Origin of the sequence: Halomonas borealis (assembly GCF_004798905.1) — a bacterium.
Lineage (GTDB): Bacteria > Pseudomonadota > Gammaproteobacteria > Pseudomonadales > Halomonadaceae > Halomonas > Halomonas borealis.
Genome location: NZ_SDMO01000002.1, coordinates 167,623 through 182,070 on the forward strand (window position 1 = coordinate 167,623; position 14,448 = coordinate 182,070).

Here is a 14,448-nt window from a genome sequence, read left to right on the forward strand (position 1 = left end):
TACCGAATCAGCCGCGACGCTCGGCGAGGCGGCGCACGACGGCGTCCATCAGCTGGCCGGCGATGTCGGTGCCACGCTGATCGTCGATCTCGCGCACGCAGGTCGGGCTCGTGACGTTGATCTCTGTGATGTAGTCGCCGATCACGTCGAGGCCGACGAACATCAGCCCCTTCTCACGGATCATCGGCTGTACCTGGGTGACCAGCCAGCGGTCGCGGTCGGTCAGCTCGCGGCTGACGCCCTGGCCGCCGGCGGCCAGGTTGCCACGGGTCTCGCCGGCGCTGGGAATACGCGCCAGCCCAAAGTCGACCGGCTCGCCGTCGACCAGCAGGATGCGGGTGTCACCCTCCTTGATTTCCGGCAGGTAACGCTGGGCCATGATCTGGCGCTGCCCACGCTCGGTGAGGGTCTCGATGACCGCGCCCAGGTTGCGGCCGTCCGCGCCGACATGAAAGATGCCGCTGCCGCCCATGCCATCCAGCGGCTTGAGGATGACGTCGCCGTGCTCGGCGTGGAAGGCGCGCAGCTCGGCCTCGTCACAGGACACCAGGGTCGGCGCGCAGCACTCGGGGAACTGCTGGGCGAACAGCTTCTCGTTGCACTCCAGCAGTGCCCGGGTGGGGTTGACCACCAGCACGCCCTCGCGCTCGGCGAAGCCCAGCAGGTGCACCGCGTTGAGGAAGTGACCATCCACCGGCGGGTCCTTGCGCATCAGCACGACGTCCAGCTCGGCCAACGGACGCGACTCGGCCTCGCCCAGCGCATACCAGCGCTCGGGGTCACGGAACACCTCGAGGTCACGCAGCCGAGCGTGGGCCCGGCCATCGCGCAGGAACAGGTCCTCCTGCTCCATGTAGTACAGCGAGGCACCGCGATCCTGGGCGGCCCACAGCATGGCCAGGCTGGTGTCTTTCTTGAAGCTGAGGTCGGCGATGGGATCCATCACCACGCCGACCTTGAGGGGGCGTTGGCTCATCGGTCTACTCGTCTGCGCCGGGCGGCCCCGGCGGGGAATGATGGCTGGCAGTATGCCGCAGGGCCGCCATGGACTCCAAGGCGCTCAGTCCCGCAGGCATCGCCATGGTGAGGTGCACCGGGGACAAGGCGAAGCGGGGCCCTACGCCAAGGGTGAGGAGCACCGCTCCGAACGGGCTGGCCATGGAAGGCCAGCACTGGCCCTGCAAGCGGAGCAGGATGCAAGAGCGCTGTAGGGCGTCGTGAGCGCCCAGGGAGGGGGCACGGCGCCCCCTCGTAGGCCCGTCGCCGGTCAGGCGCCCGTCCCGAGCTCAGTCCCGCTCACTATCAGGCGCGAAGCGGATACCGCCGCTCTCGATGGTGATACGACGCTGTTTGTAGAGCCGGCCGATGGCCTGCTTGAAGGCGTTCTTGCTGACCCCGAGCCGAGCCTTGACCTCGGAGGCCGGGCTGGCATCGGAGATCGGCAGGTAGCCGCCGCTCTCGCGCAGCGCCTTGAGCACCGCCTCACCCACCACGTCTAGCCGCGCCGGACCCGGCGGCAGCAACGACAGATCGAGGCGGCCGTCGTCGCGCACTCGTTTCACGTGGCCCTCCAGGCGTTGGCCGCGACGCAGCGGCCGGGTCACGTCATCGTGATAGAGCAGCCCCCAGAAGCGCCCATCCACCACCGTCTTGTAGCCCAGATCGGTCGCCTCGGCGATCACCAACGACACGGCGCTGCCGGCGTCCAGCCCCTCGGCATAATCGGACAAGTAACGATCGAGGCGCTGGGTGGCGAAAGGCCGACCGCGGTCGTCCTCGCGAATCATCACCAGCACTCGGCGACCCACCATGGGACGAAAGTGTTGCTCGCCGAAGGGCAGCAGCAGGTCCCGGGCATGGCCCCAGTCGAGGAAGGCGCCGGTCTCGTTGAGCGTCACCACCGGCAGGTAGGCGACCTCACCGACATTCGCCCGGGGCTCGCGGGCACGGCGCATGGGCTCGCGGCGGGCATGAGCCGCCTGGGGGGCGGAACGGCGGGAGTCGGACATGATCGGGATTCCACTACGAGTGTGTCGTCATTATGGGCGCAGCCCGACGGCAGGGAAAGGCGCCGAACGCGAGGAACGAACCAGGGCCGCTCGTCACATCGTCCGGGGCACACGGAACTCACAGATCCCCGAAGCGATCCTGCAGCAGGCTCAGGGCGACCACCGGCGCGGTCTCGGTACGCAGGACACGCGGCCCGAGGGTGAGGGCGGCGAAATCGGCGGCGGTGGCGGCCTCGACCTCGGCATCCGAGAGGCCACCCTCGGGGCCGATCAGTAACGCCGCGCTGGCGACCTCGTCTCGGCGATCGAGCGCTCCCGGCGTGCCGGGGTGCAGCACCAGTCGCAGCGTCTCCTCGCGCGCCGCCAACCAATCGGCAAGCGCCACCGGGGGGTGAACCGGCGGCACGCTGGCGCGGCCGCACTGCTCGCAGGCACTGGCGGCCACCGCCTGCCAGTGCGCCAGCTTCTTGGCCTCGCGCTCGCCCTTGAGGCGCACATCGCCGTGCTCGGTGTAGAGCGGGGTGATCGCGGCCACGCCCAGCTCTACCGCCTTCTGTATCGCATAGTCCATGCGATCCCCCTTGGAGATCGCCTGACCCAGATGCACCGCCAACGGCGACTCGCCACGCCCCTCATGGAGGGCCTCGACGCGGGCCACCACGCGCTTGCGCGTGGCCTCGACCAGCACCGCCCAGGCCTCGATGCCGTGGCCGTCGAACAGCACCAGCGGCGCGCCCTCACCCAGGCGCAGCACCCGGGCCACATGGCGCGCGGCGCCTTCCGGCAAGACGACATCGCCGCCGGCGTTCAGCTCGGCATCGACATGGATACGGGGGGCTTTGATGGCCATGGACGAGACGCTCTCTCGGGCAAGGACGAAACGATGAACGCCGGGGCAGGCCGGGCGAGGGGTGAATACCCCTCGCGCGACCCGTCCCGGCGCGATCCGGTGGTGGCGCGGCCGCTTACTGGGTGGCCTGCTCACCCTGCTGTTGCTGGGCTTCGCGCTGTTTCTTCTGGGCGTAGATCGCCTCGAAGTTGACCGGCGACAGCATCAGCGGCGGGAAGCCACCCCGATTGACCAGGTTGTCGATGCATTCCCGCGCATAGGGGAACAGCATGTTCGGGCAGAAGGCCCCCAGGGTGTGGTCGAGCTGGGAGCCTTCGATGCCGCCGATGCGGAACAGGCCGGCCTGCTCGATCTCGGCCAGGAAGGAGGTGGTGCCCTCCTCGCTGTGGGTCACCTGGGCGGTGACCTTGATCACCACCTCGTAGAGGTCTTCGCCGACCTGCTGGTGGGTGGTGTTCAGGTCCAGGCCGACCTTGGGCTTGAACGGCTGCTGGAACACCGCCGGAGAGTTCGGCGCCTCGAAGGATATGTCCTTGACGTAGATGCGCTGCAGGGCGAACTGTACCTGAGGCTTGTCCTGCTGGCCGGCAGCCTCGCCATTGGCGCCGCCGTTCGGGTTGTTGTCTTCCGCCATGGAAAGCAATCCTTTGGTCGTTGGGGTATTAACAGGGCGTGATCACTTCTTGACCAGCGGCAGGCCGTCGGCCTGCCACTGCGTCATGCCGCCCTTGAGCTTGTAGACACGCTCGAAGCCGGCCTTGCCCAGCTTGGCCAATGCCACGCCGGAGGTCTGGCCATGCTTGCAGGCCACGACGATCGGCTTGTCCTTGGACTTCTCGAGCTCGCCGATGCGATCGTCGAGGCTGCCCTGGGGAATGTTGCGGGCGCCGGCGATATGGCCAGCCTTGAAGTCTTTCTTTTCGCGGATGTCGAGCACCACGGCGTCCTCGCGATTGACCAGCTGAGTGGCCTCGCTGGTGGTCACGCCGTTGGCACCGCCGCTGCGGATCTCATAGGCGATCCAGGCGACCAACACCAGCGCGAAGGCGGCGACCAGTAGCGGGTGGTTCTGCACGAATTCGAACAGCTGATCGATCATGATTCGGAAGACTCTTCTGCGGGTACGCGGTGAACGAAACCGGCCGGGCCGGCGGCACCCAGTATACATGATGCCAAGGGGCCGCCGAGGGCGCGCGATATGACGCCCGGCGGGACCGTGCGATATGATGCCGCAAGCAGAGACAAGTCGCGACCCCGCACGAGGTCGCAGAGCCGAGGTGGCAACGACCCAACGAAGAGGCTTCGACGCATGACCGATTCATCGACCCCGACTCCCCGCCCGGTGGCCCTGATCATCCTCGATGGCTATGGCGACAACCCGGACCCCACCGACAACGCCATCCTGGCCGCGAACACCCCGGTGATGGACCGGCTCAGGGAGACGCGCCCGCACACCCGCGTGCACACCGATGGCCGCTACGTCGGCCTACCGGACGGGCAGATGGGTAATTCGGAAGTCGGTCACATGAACCTCGGCGCCGGGCGCATCGTCTACCAGGACTTCACCCGCATCACCCAGGCCGTCGAGGACGGTGAGCTGGCCGACAACGCCATCCTCACCGGCCCGCTCGATGCCGCCGTCGAGGCCGGCCGCGCCGTGCATCTGCTGAGCCTGCTGTCGCCGGGTGGCGTGCACAGCCACGAGGACCACCTCCTGGCGATGGCCGAGCTGGCGGCGCAGCGCGGCGCCAGGCGCATCTACGTCCACGCCTTCCTCGATGGCCGAGACACCGCCCCCAAGAGCGCCCGCGCCTCCATCGAGCGCACCAACGCCCGGCTCGCCGAGCTGGTCGGCGCCGAGAACGGCTTCGTGGCCTCGCTGATCGGCCGCTACTTCGCCATGGACCGCGACAATCGCTGGGATCGCGTCGAGCAGGCTTATCGCCTGGCCACCGAGGGCACCGCCGAACACCTCGCCCAGAGCGCCGAGGCCGGCCTGGACGCGGCCTACGACCGGGGCGAAAGCGACGAGTTCGTGACCGCCACCGCCGTGACCGCCGACGGCGCGCCGGTGCGCATGGAGGACGGCGACGCCGCCATCTTCATGAACTTCCGCGCCGACCGTGCCCGCGAGCTGACCCGCGCCTTCGTCGAGGACGACTTCGCCGGATTCGCACGCCAGGCGCGCCCCCGGCTGGCCGGCGGCAGCCTGGTGACCATGACCCAGTACGCCGCCGACATTCCGGCCCCGGCCGCCTTCCCGCCGGCGGACCTGCACAACACCCTGGGCGAGGTGATGGAGAAGCGTGGCCTGACCCAGCTGCGCATCGCCGAGACCGAGAAATACGCCCACGTCACCTTCTTCTTCTCCGGCGGCCGCGAGGCCGAATACCAGGGTGAGACCCGCGTGCTGGTGCCCTCGCCCCAGGACGTGAAGACCTACGACGAGAAGCCGGAGATGAGCGCCCAGGAAGTCACCGACCGCCTGGTCGAGGCGATCGAGTCCGGCGCCCACGACCTGATCGTCTGCAACTACGCCAATGGCGACATGGTCGGCCACACCGGCGACTTCGACGCCGCGGTCAAGGCCATCGAGGCCGTCGACGCCTGCGTGGGTCGCGTGGCCGAGGCGATCGAGAAGGCCGGCGGCGCCTGCCTGATCACCGCCGACCACGGTAACGCCGAGCAGATGGTCCACCCCGAGACCGGCGTCGCCCAGACCGCCCATACCACCTTCGACGTGCCGTTGATCTACGTCGGCGCCCGCCCGCTGACCCTGGCCGACGACGGCCGACTGTGCGACCTCGCGCCGACCCTGCTGACGCTGATGGATCAGCCGGTGCCCGAGGAAATGACCGGCCGCGTGCTGATCGAGGCGTGAGCCGGCGGCCACGCCAGGCCCGTTGGCTAGGGCTGCTGCTGGGCGTCGCCCTCGGTGTCGCCCAGGCCGCGCCGAACGACGAGCGCGAGGCCCAGCAACGCGTGGATGCCATCGGCGAGCGCATCCAGGCGGCGACGGCGGACCTGTCCGACACCCGTGACGCCCGGGACGACGCCAATCAGGCGCTGCGCGAGGTCGAGACCTCGCTGGCCGAGACCCACCAGCGCCTGGACGACCTCCAGGCTCAGAAGCGCGACCTGCGCCAGGACGTCGAACGGCTCGAGGAACGCCGCCGGCAGCTCGAGGCCGAACGCCAGGATCAGCGCACGGCCATCGGCGAGCAGCTCGACGCCCTCTACCGGCTGGGCCTGACGCCGCAGCTCAAGCTGCTGCTCAACCAGGACGACCCCGCGCGCCTGGATCGCCTGCAGGCCTATCTCAATCGCCTCACCGACGCCCGCCAGGCGCGCCTCGACGAGCTCGAGCGGCTCGACGCGGCACTCGCCGACAATCGCCAGGCCCTCGAGGCACGCGGCGAACGGCTGGCGAAGCTCTCCACGGAGGTGGAGGAGCGCGGCGCCCAGCTGGCCGATCAGGTCGACGAACGCGAACGCCTGGTGGCCAAGCTCGATGATCGTTTCGCCAGCGAGCAGGCTCGGCTGAGCGAGCTCGACCAGGACCGTGCCCATGCCGAGCGGGTGCTGAACCGGGTGCAGGAGCGCCTGGCCCGCCTCGAGCAGCCCCCGCCCTCTACCGACATCACCGCCACCCAGGGCGACCTGCCCTGGCCGGTGCAGGGCGGCGTGGCATCACGCTTCGGGCGCGGCGACGGCGTGCATCGCAACGGCCTGGTGATCCGCGCCGCCGAGGGCACGCCGGTCGAGGCGGTGCACGCCGGCCGCGTCGTCTTCGCCGACTGGATGCGCGGCTTCGGCAACCTGCTGATCCTCGACCACGGCGACGGCGTGATGACCCTGCACGCCCACCTGCAACGCTTCACGACCGAGGTCGGCCAGGCGGTGAAGGCCGGCGCGACCCTCGGCGCGGTGGGCGCCAGCGGCGGCCAGTCATCGGCCGGGCTCTACTTCGAGGTTCGCCGCAACGGCGAGCCCATCGACCCCAGCCGCTGGATCGCCCGGCGCTAGCGTGCATGCCGACACCCGGGCGATGACCGCCCGGCAGACAGCCTCGGGCAGACGCCTGCATGCGCCCCGGCGCCGTCCTGGGCGCAGGGGCTCATCACCGGCGCGCCGCCGGATCGCCCTGCGCGGATTCCAGTGGCGTCCGCCGCCACGCTATTCCCATCGCGTCCGCCGCCACGCTATGCTGGAAATCCATCTGCGACACACCGCGAGAGAGCGCATGTTCCCGACGAACGCCCCGCTGCGGCATCTGACAACGGCCCTGCTGCCGGTCGCCCTGCTGACCCTGCCGCTATCCGCGCCGGCCGACACCGATCGCTCATCGGCCGATGACGCCCTGCCGGTGGCCGAGATTCAGGCCTTCTCCGAGGTGTTCGAGCGCATCAAGCGGGCCTACGTCGAGGACGTCGACGACGCGACCCTGATGCGCAACGCCATGCGCGGCATGCTCAGCGAACTCGACCCACACTCCACCTACCTGGACGCCGAGGACTACCAGCGCCTGCAGGAATCCACCCAGGGCGAGTTCGGCGGCGTGGGCATCGAGGTCGGCAAGCGCGACGGCCAGCTCACCGTGATCACCCCCATCGACGACACCCCGGCGTCGCGAGCCGGCCTGCAGGCCCAGGACACCGTGCTGCGCATCGGCGACACCCCCACCGAGGGCATGTCGCTGCAGGAGGCGGTGGAGCTGATGCGCGGCGAGCCCGGCAGCGACATTCGCCTGACCATCCTGCGCGAAGGCGAGAACGCGCCCCGCGAGGTGAACATCGAGCGCGAGATCATCCGCACCGAGAGCGTCAAGCAGGAGCTGCTGGCGCCGGGCTACGGCTACCTGCGCGTCAGCCAGTTCCAGACCCGTACCGGCGAGCAGGTCGTCGACGCCCTGGGCGAGCTGCGCGAGGACGCCCCGCTGCAAGGCCTGGTGCTCGACCTTCGCAACAACCCCGGCGGCGTGCTGCAGGCCGCGGTGGACGTGGCCGACGCCTTCCTCGACGACGGCCTGGTCGTCTATACCGAGGGCCGGCTGGCGAACAGCGCGATGCGCTTCTCCGCCCATCGCGACACCACCGCGCCGGACGTGCCGCTGGTGGTGTTGATCAACGGCGGCAGCGCCTCGGCGGCGGAGATCGTCGCCGGCGCCCTGCAGGACCAACGGCGTGGCGTGGTGATGGGCACCGAGAGCTTCGGCAAGGGCTCGGTGCAGCAGATCATGCCGCTGGGCGATGACGAGGCACTGAAGCTGACCACCGCGCGCTACTTCACCCCCAGCGGGCGCTCGATCCAGGCGCTGGGCATCGAACCGGACGTGCAGGTGGTGCGCGGCCGCCTCGAGGTCGCCGACGACACCAACCTGCGGGTACGCGAGGCCGACCTCGAAGGCCACCTGAGCGGAGACGGCGAAGGCGACGCGCGCGACGAGCTCAGCGAGCGGCTACGCGACGACTACCAGCTCGGCGAGGCGCTCAACCTGCTCAAGGCGCTGAACGTGCTGGGCGAGCGGGGCGCCGCGGCCTCGGTCGATGCCTCCGACGACGGCTAGCAGCGCGCACCGGTCTCGGCGGAAGGTCCTTGTTTTCCGCTGAGGCCGAGGGCCACCTGGGCCCTCGGCGACAGGAGCCTTCGGCCGAGGGCGACCGCCCTCAGCGACAAGAGCCGGGTAGTCGACCGCGGCGCCCCGCCGCCTGCTGCATCAACAGCCGCTTGAGCGGTGACACGCGGTCCACGCTCGCCATGCCCAGGTTCCGCGCCAGGGTCAACGCCGGATGGCGAGCCCCGAACAAGCGCTGGAACCCATCCATCAGCGCCAGCATGGCGGCATTATCGCCACGCCGGCGACGCGCATAACGCGCCAGCCAAGCCTCGCTTGCCAGGCCCGCGCCGCGGCGGCGGGCCGTCAGCAGCTCCTCGGCGAGCACCGCCGCGTCCATCAGCCCCAGGTTGACGCCCTGCCCGGCCAGCGGATGAATGCTATGGGCCGCATCGCCCACCAGCGCCAGCCCCGCCAGCACATAGCGCTCGGCGTGGCGCTGGGTCAGCGGCACCGCCTGGGCTTCGTCGACCGCCGTCACCTCACCGAGCCGCCCAGCGAAGGCCGTCGTCAGCGCCTCGCCCAGGGCCTCGCGGGGCAACCCGCACAGCCGCTCGGCCGCCGCCGGCGTGGTCGACCAGACGATCGAGCAGTAATGGGCGTCGCCGTCCACCGTCAGCGGCAGGAAGGCCAGCGGGCCATCGGCCAGGAAGGCCTGGCGGGCCACGCCGCCATGGGGCTCGGCGGTGCGCACCGTGGTCACCACCGCCGAATGCCCGGTCTCGCGGCTCGTCACGCCGATGCCGGCCAGCTCGCGCAGCGGCGAGCGGGCGCCATCGGCGGCCACCACCAGCGGGGCGGCCAGCCGCTCGCCGCCTGCAAGCACCAGCTCGCGGCCCGCCGGCCGCTCCTCGAGGCCGACCACCCGGGCCCCGAAGCGGCGCGTCACGCAGGGCAGGTTCGCCAGCCGTGCCTCCAGGGCGGCCACCGCCACATCGTTCTCGACGATATGGCCGAGCACCGGCAGGCCGGCCTGCTCGGCGGAGAAGGCCACCTCGCCGGTGCCCTCGGCGTCCCACACGCGCATGCCTCGATACGGTGTCACCCGCCGCGCCCGCATGCCCTCCCAGGCTCCTAGACCCTCGAGCAGGCGCTGGGAAACCGGCGTCAGGGCGCTGACCCGGCGCTCGGGCAGGCCCCGCCCCACCGCCTCGGCATCCAGCGGCGCCGGCCGCGCATCCAGCAGCGTCACCGCCACTCCGGCCTCGCCCAGCAGGCACGCCAGGGTGGCGCCGACCATGCCGCCGCCGACGATGATCGCCTCGCCGGCCTCCAAGGCTTCTCGCCTCATGTCGCTCGTCTCTTCATGACTCATCGCTCGACTCCCATGGCCCGGCGAGCCAGGGTCCGGCGCAGCGGCCCCAGCAGGTTGAGCCCCACCAGCCCCGCGGCCCGAGCGTGGGACAGCAGCGGATGGTCGAGGCCGAACAAGCGTATCAGGCCATCGCTGAAGCGGATGACATCCTGGCGATCGCCGCCGCGCCGGGCCTCGAAATCGCCCAGCGTGGCGGCACTACCCGCGGTGTCACCGCGCGCGGCACGGGCCTCGATCGCCGCCACCAGATCCATGACCCCACGCAGCGCCAGGTTGAAGCCCTGGCCGGCTACCGGGTGCAGGGCATGGGCGGCGTTGCCCATCACCGCAAGCCCGGGTCGGGTGGTCTCGCGTGCCGTGACCAACGACAGCGGATAGGCGTGGCGCCGGCCGACCCGGCGGAAACGCCCGGCACGATCGCCGAACGTGCGCTGGAGCTGGGCCAGGAAGTCGCCGTCGGACAGCGCCAGACGCGCCTCCTCCCGCCCCGCTTCGTGGGTCCAGACCAGCTCCATGGACTGCCCCTTGAGGGGCAGCAGGGCGATCGGGCCCTCGCCGCTGAAGCGTTCATAGGCCCAGCCGTCATGCGGGCGATCGAGCTCGACCCCGGCGATCAGCGCGACCTGATCATAGGGCCGCGCATCGCTCTCGATGCCCAGCCGCTCCTTGAGCCCCGAACGGCCGCCATCGGCCAGCACCGTCAGCCCGGCCTCGAGGCAGGCGCCGTCGGAGAGGGTCAGGCGATGGCCGCCGGCCTGCGGCCGAATATGCTCCACCCGGGCCGGGCAATGCCAGGCCAGCGGTAGCTCGGCCAGCCGACGATGCAGCACCCGCCCCAGCCAGGCATTGGGGATCACCTGGCCCAAGGCCTCGCCGCCCAGTTCCTCGGCGTTCAGCCGGGTCGCGCCCAGGCGGCCTCGCTCGCTGACGTGGATACGCCGGATCGGCGAGGCCTGCTCGGCGAGGGTCTCCCATAGCGCCAGGTCCCGGAAGTGCGACACCGACCCCTGGGCGATGGCGCTGGCCCGGGCATCGAAGCTCGGCTGCCAAGGGGTATCGAGATCCGCCGGCAATGGCGCGGCCTCGATCACCGCCACCGTCAGGCCCCACCGCTCGATCAACGGCGCCAGGGCGCAGCCCAGGCTCGCCCCGACCAGGCCACCGCCGACGATGGCGATATCCACACGACGCAGGGGCTCGGCCCCGGTCAGGTCGCTCATGGCTGGCTCCCAAGTATCATAATGTAATTTACGTAATCCAATATCCCGCAAGATCCTTGGCGATCAACCCTTGACCATCAAGGCCTCGATATCGGCCACCCGCTTGGGCACATCGGCCGTCAACACCTCGCGCCCTTCCTCGGTCACCGCCACGTCGTCCTCGATGCGAATGCCGAGCCCGCGGTAGGCGACGGGGATGTCGTCGTCATCGGGCACATAGAGGCCCGGCTCGATGGTCAGCACCATGCCCGGCACCAGCGGACGGGGCTCGCCGTCCCGGCGATACTGCCCGACATCGTGAACATCGAGCCCCAGCCAGTGGGAGGTGGCATGGAGGTAGAATCGTCGCCAGGCTTGGTTCTCTAGGCAGGCCTCCAGATCCCCCGCCAGCAGGCCGAGCTCGATCAGCCCGGCGGTGAGGTCACGCAGCACGCCGCGATGAATGGCCGCCAGGGTGGTGCCGGGCCCCACCGCCTCGAGGGCGCGCTGCTGGGCGCCGAGCACCACCTCGTAGAGGGCACGCTGCGCCTCGCCGAAGCGACCGCCGACCGGGAAGGTGCGGGTGATATCACCGGCGTAGAGGTCGAACTCGGCACCGGCATCGATCAGCACCAGGTCGCCGTCTCGCAGGGTGTCGGCGTTCTCGATGTAGTGCAGCACACGGGCATTGCCACCGCCAGCGACGATGCTGGCATAGGCCGGCCCGCTGCCGCCCTGCCACAGGAACTCGTGCTCGAGCTCGGCTTGCAGCTGATACTCCATGATGCCGGGGGCGCTGGCCTGCATCGCCCGACGATGAGCCCGGGCGCTGACCGCGCCGGCATGACGCAGCAACGCCAGCTCCGCCGGGCTCTTGATCAGGCGCTCCTCGTGGAGCCGGACGGCGACATCGGCGAAGGCGAGCGGCGGCCGGGCACCGCGCCGAGCGCCGTCCTGTAGCTCGGCGCGCAGCGCCTCGGCCAGGTGCAGGGCCGCGCTGTCGTCCAGCGGCAGGTAGAGCGTGGCACGGCCATCGAGCAGCGTCGCCAGCCGCTCGTCACGCTCCGCGTTGGCGAAGGCCTGGTCGATGCCATACTCGCGCTCCGCTCCTTCCGCGCCGCAGCGCCGTCCGGTCCAGGCCTCCAGGTGCGGATCACGATCCTGGCAGAACAGCACGCTCTCGCCTGCCTCGCGGCCGGGCAGCAGCACCAGCAAGGCGTCGGGCTCGGGGAAGCCGGTCAGGTAGTGGAAGTCGCTGTCCTGTCGGAAGGGGTACTCGCTGTCCCGGGAGCGGGGGGTCAGCGCGGCGCCGGGCAGCAACACGGCGGCATCGCCGGGCAACCCGGCCATCAGGCGCCGGCGGCGCTCACGATATTCGCCCGTCGCGATGGCGGCGGGGCGGGGAAGGGGCTCGGGCGGCATGGCAACTCCTCTGGGCTGGGCGGGACCCGGCCCCGCCGACGAGCGGGGCCGGGGTGACGGGGCGGCCCGCATCAGTGCTTGGTCTGGGCCTCGGGGTCGTCGACCTTCTCGACCTGCGGCAGGCCCGGGTGCTGCTCGGTGTAGAGCAGCATGGCGGCCATGCGGGCATGCTCGGAGAGCGCGAAGAGGTCGTTCTCATTCTCCGGGTCGTCGTCGAGGTCGGTCTCGATGGCGGTCAGACCCTTGAGGTCGCTGACCGCCTCGGTGAGCGCCTCGGACCACTGCTTGCGTGCCGCCTCGCCGACATCGTCGGTCACCTCGAGGAAGCCCAGCGTCCAATCCTTGAGCCCCTGGGCACGCTCGGCCAGGGAGAACAGCTCATCGGGCAGCAGCGGCTCGTAGTTCATCTCGCTGGCCGACAGCGCCTCCGAGGTCTGGCGGCGCCAGCCCAGCAGGCGTTCGGCGGAAGCTTCGTCACGGGGCTGCTCGACGCCCAGGTGGAGGCAGACCGCCTCCAGCCAACCCTCGGCGCTCAGGTCGTGCAGCGCCAGCAGGGCGCACAGCCGCCCATCCAGGAAGGCCGGCGATTGCATGCTGCCGTGCAGCAGGAAGGTGTCGGCGATATCGGAGAAATCCTGGCGTTCATTGATCAGAGACATGGGACCATCCGGTGCGAGGGCCGCGCGGCGCGTTGACCGGCCGCAAACGGCTCTCTTATAGTGACTTGACGTACGTATTCCCCACGATGTTAACGCATCGGGCCCCCATGGCGCCGCATCCTGCGCGTTCGTCCGGGCCCGCCGGAGCCCCCCATGACCGACGCCTCGCGGCCCACCACCGAGATCACCCTGCTGGAACGCCAGTACGTCATCGCTTGTCCTCCGGACGAGCAGGACAAGCTGGAGCGCACCGCCCGCTACCTGGACCGCGCCATGCAAGGCATCCACGCCCAGGGCAAGGTGGTCGACCGGGAAAGGGTCGCCATCATGGCGGCCCTGAATATCACTCATGAACTGCTCGAGACCCTCGAAGAGCGCCGCGCCGGCGAGCAGAGCCTCGGTGAGCTGAGCGAACGCCTGGAGAAAGCACTGGCCGACGCGCCCTCGCGCTGAGGATTCTTCGCTTTGGGCGAGTCCATCGCTCTGCTAGGATAGAGACGTTCCCTGGGGTGTTCGCCAGTCGTTAAGTCCCTCGAGCCTATGCGCATTACCCAGGGGGCCATTAGCTAGTCCGGACCCGTGTGCATGTCCGTGCGACGGAAAGCCTGACGGTCCGGCTGCGGCCACCCACCTTGAACCACAGGGTTCAAGGGCCAGAATGACAGCGGCACTCTGGGGAACGCCTTCCGCATGACCGACCAGCAAGATACCTCCGCCGACATCCCGCGCGACGAAGAGCGACGCCGGCTGCGCCGTGACCTGCGTCGTCACCGCCGCCAGCTGAGTCTGCGTGAGCGATATCGGGCCGCCCAGCGGCTTTGCCACCGGCTGCGCCACCTTCCCGAGGTACGACGCGCCCGACGCGTGGCCCTCTACCTGCCCAACGACGGCGAGATCGACCCGACCCGGCTGATGCCTTGGCTGAACGGTCGTGGCGCCCGCGTTTATCTACCCGTGCTACGCCCGCTGAGCCACAACGCCCTGTGGTTCGTTCACTACCATGCCGGCACCCCGATGGTGACCAACCGCTTCGGCATCGCCGAGCCCTGCACACGCTACGGTGCCCATCGCGCTCGCCGCATGCCGGCCTGGGCGCTGGACCTGATCCTGATGCCCTTGGTGGGCTTCGACGACGACGGCCAGCGCATCGGCATGGGCGGCGGTTTCTACGACCGCACCCTGGCCTTCACCCGTGGCATCGGCCCGCGGCCCCGGCTGATCGGCTTGGCCCACGACGGTCAACGCGTCGAGCGCCTGCCGGTGGCCCCCTGGGACGTGCCGCTGGACGCCATCGTCAGCGACCAGCGCGTCGTGCGCCCCTGACGCCAGGCCCTTCGTCACTCACACGACATAAAAAAAAGCGCCCGATGCCAGGCATCG

Annotated in this window: 14 protein-coding genes and 1 other RNA gene; 6 read left to right on the forward strand and 9 right to left on the reverse strand. The window is 70.1% G+C overall.

Going from position 1 to position 14,448, the window contains the following annotated elements; translation table 11 throughout:
* Positions 1-7: 7 nt before the first annotated feature.
* The 5 genes from gshB to ETC07_RS03780 form a co-directional block, all read right to left on the reverse strand.
* Complete coding sequence (gshB, locus tag ETC07_RS03760) at positions 8-976, reverse strand: glutathione synthase (protein ID WP_136247169.1); 969 nt, start codon at positions 974-976, stop codon at positions 8-10.
* Positions 977-1,286: 310 nt separating this feature from the next.
* Positions 1,287-2,009, reverse strand: a complete 723-nt coding sequence (locus ETC07_RS03765) for a CvfB family protein (RefSeq protein ID WP_438590657.1) — start codon at positions 2,007-2,009, stop codon at positions 1,287-1,289.
* A gap of 118 nt (positions 2,010-2,127) precedes the next feature.
* Positions 2,128-2,859, reverse strand: a complete 732-nt coding sequence (locus tag ETC07_RS03770; protein WP_136247170.1) for a 16S rRNA (uracil(1498)-N(3))-methyltransferase — start codon at positions 2,857-2,859, stop codon at positions 2,128-2,130.
* A 115-nt stretch (positions 2,860-2,974) separates the two neighbouring features.
* Positions 2,975-3,493 carry a protein-export chaperone SecB gene (secB, locus tag ETC07_RS03775; protein ID WP_136247171.1) on the reverse strand — a complete coding sequence of 173 codons (519 nt, stop codon included), beginning with the start codon at positions 3,491-3,493 and terminating at the stop codon, positions 2,975-2,977.
* A gap of 42 nt (positions 3,494-3,535) precedes the next feature.
* Positions 3,536-3,958 (reverse strand): rhodanese-like domain-containing protein, encoded by a 423-nt coding sequence (locus ETC07_RS03780; protein WP_136247172.1) that lies wholly within the window; start codon positions 3,956-3,958, stop codon positions 3,536-3,538.
* Positions 3,959-4,168: 210 nt separating this feature from the next.
* On the opposite strand from ETC07_RS03780, the gene gpmI reads away from it, so the two are divergent.
* From gpmI to ETC07_RS03795, 3 genes are all read left to right on the forward strand, one after another.
* On the forward strand, positions 4,169-5,740 hold the full coding sequence (gpmI, locus tag ETC07_RS03785) for a 2,3-bisphosphoglycerate-independent phosphoglycerate mutase (protein ID WP_136247173.1): 1,572 nt from the start codon (positions 4,169-4,171) through the stop codon (positions 5,738-5,740).
* A complete protein-coding gene (locus ETC07_RS03790; RefSeq protein WP_240724549.1) occupies positions 5,737-6,885 on the forward strand; it encodes a murein hydrolase activator EnvC family protein in 1,149 nt (382 codons plus the stop codon). The genes gpmI and ETC07_RS03790 overlap by 4 nt, the downstream gene beginning before the upstream one ends.
* A 217-nt stretch (positions 6,886-7,102) precedes the next feature.
* Positions 7,103-8,425, forward strand: a complete 1,323-nt coding sequence (locus ETC07_RS03795; RefSeq protein WP_136247175.1) for a S41 family peptidase — start codon at positions 7,103-7,105, stop codon at positions 8,423-8,425.
* Between the two features lie 100 nt (positions 8,426-8,525).
* Here the strand turns inward: ETC07_RS03795 and ETC07_RS03800 are convergent, their stop codons facing one another.
* The 4 genes from ETC07_RS03800 to ETC07_RS03815 form a co-directional block, all read right to left on the reverse strand.
* Positions 8,526-9,764: a UbiH/UbiF/VisC/COQ6 family ubiquinone biosynthesis hydroxylase gene (locus ETC07_RS03800; RefSeq protein WP_368733014.1), complete on the reverse strand. Its 1,239-nt coding sequence runs from the start codon at positions 9,762-9,764 to the stop codon at positions 8,526-8,528.
* 20 nt (positions 9,765-9,784) lie between these two features.
* A complete protein-coding gene (ubiH, locus tag ETC07_RS03805; RefSeq protein WP_136247176.1) occupies positions 9,785-11,008 on the reverse strand; it encodes a 2-octaprenyl-6-methoxyphenyl hydroxylase in 1,224 nt (407 codons plus the stop codon).
* A gap of 63 nt (positions 11,009-11,071) precedes the next feature.
* A complete protein-coding gene (gene pepP / locus ETC07_RS03810) occupies positions 11,072-12,409 on the reverse strand; it encodes a Xaa-Pro aminopeptidase (protein ID WP_136247177.1) in 1,338 nt (445 codons plus the stop codon).
* Positions 12,410-12,480: 71 nt separating this feature from the next.
* Positions 12,481-13,068: a UPF0149 family protein gene (locus tag ETC07_RS03815; RefSeq protein ID WP_136247178.1), complete on the reverse strand. Its 588-nt coding sequence runs from the start codon at positions 13,066-13,068 to the stop codon at positions 12,481-12,483.
* Between the two features lie 153 nt (positions 13,069-13,221).
* On the opposite strand from ETC07_RS03815, the gene ETC07_RS03820 reads away from it, so the two are divergent.
* The 3 genes from ETC07_RS03820 to ETC07_RS03830 all read left to right on the forward strand — a co-directional run bounded on the left by ETC07_RS03820 (position 13,222) and on the right by ETC07_RS03830 (position 14,391).
* Positions 13,222-13,521, forward strand: a complete 300-nt coding sequence (locus ETC07_RS03820) for a cell division protein ZapA (protein ID WP_136247179.1) — start codon at positions 13,222-13,224, stop codon at positions 13,519-13,521.
* A gap of 45 nt (positions 13,522-13,566) precedes the next feature.
* Positions 13,567-13,751: non-coding RNA, 6S RNA (gene ssrS, locus ETC07_RS03825), on the forward strand.
* A gap of 7 nt (positions 13,752-13,758) precedes the next feature.
* Positions 13,759-14,391 (forward strand): 5-formyltetrahydrofolate cyclo-ligase, encoded by a 633-nt coding sequence (locus tag ETC07_RS03830; protein WP_136247180.1) that lies wholly within the window; start codon positions 13,759-13,761, stop codon positions 14,389-14,391.
* Positions 14,392-14,448: the final 57 nt, after the last annotated feature.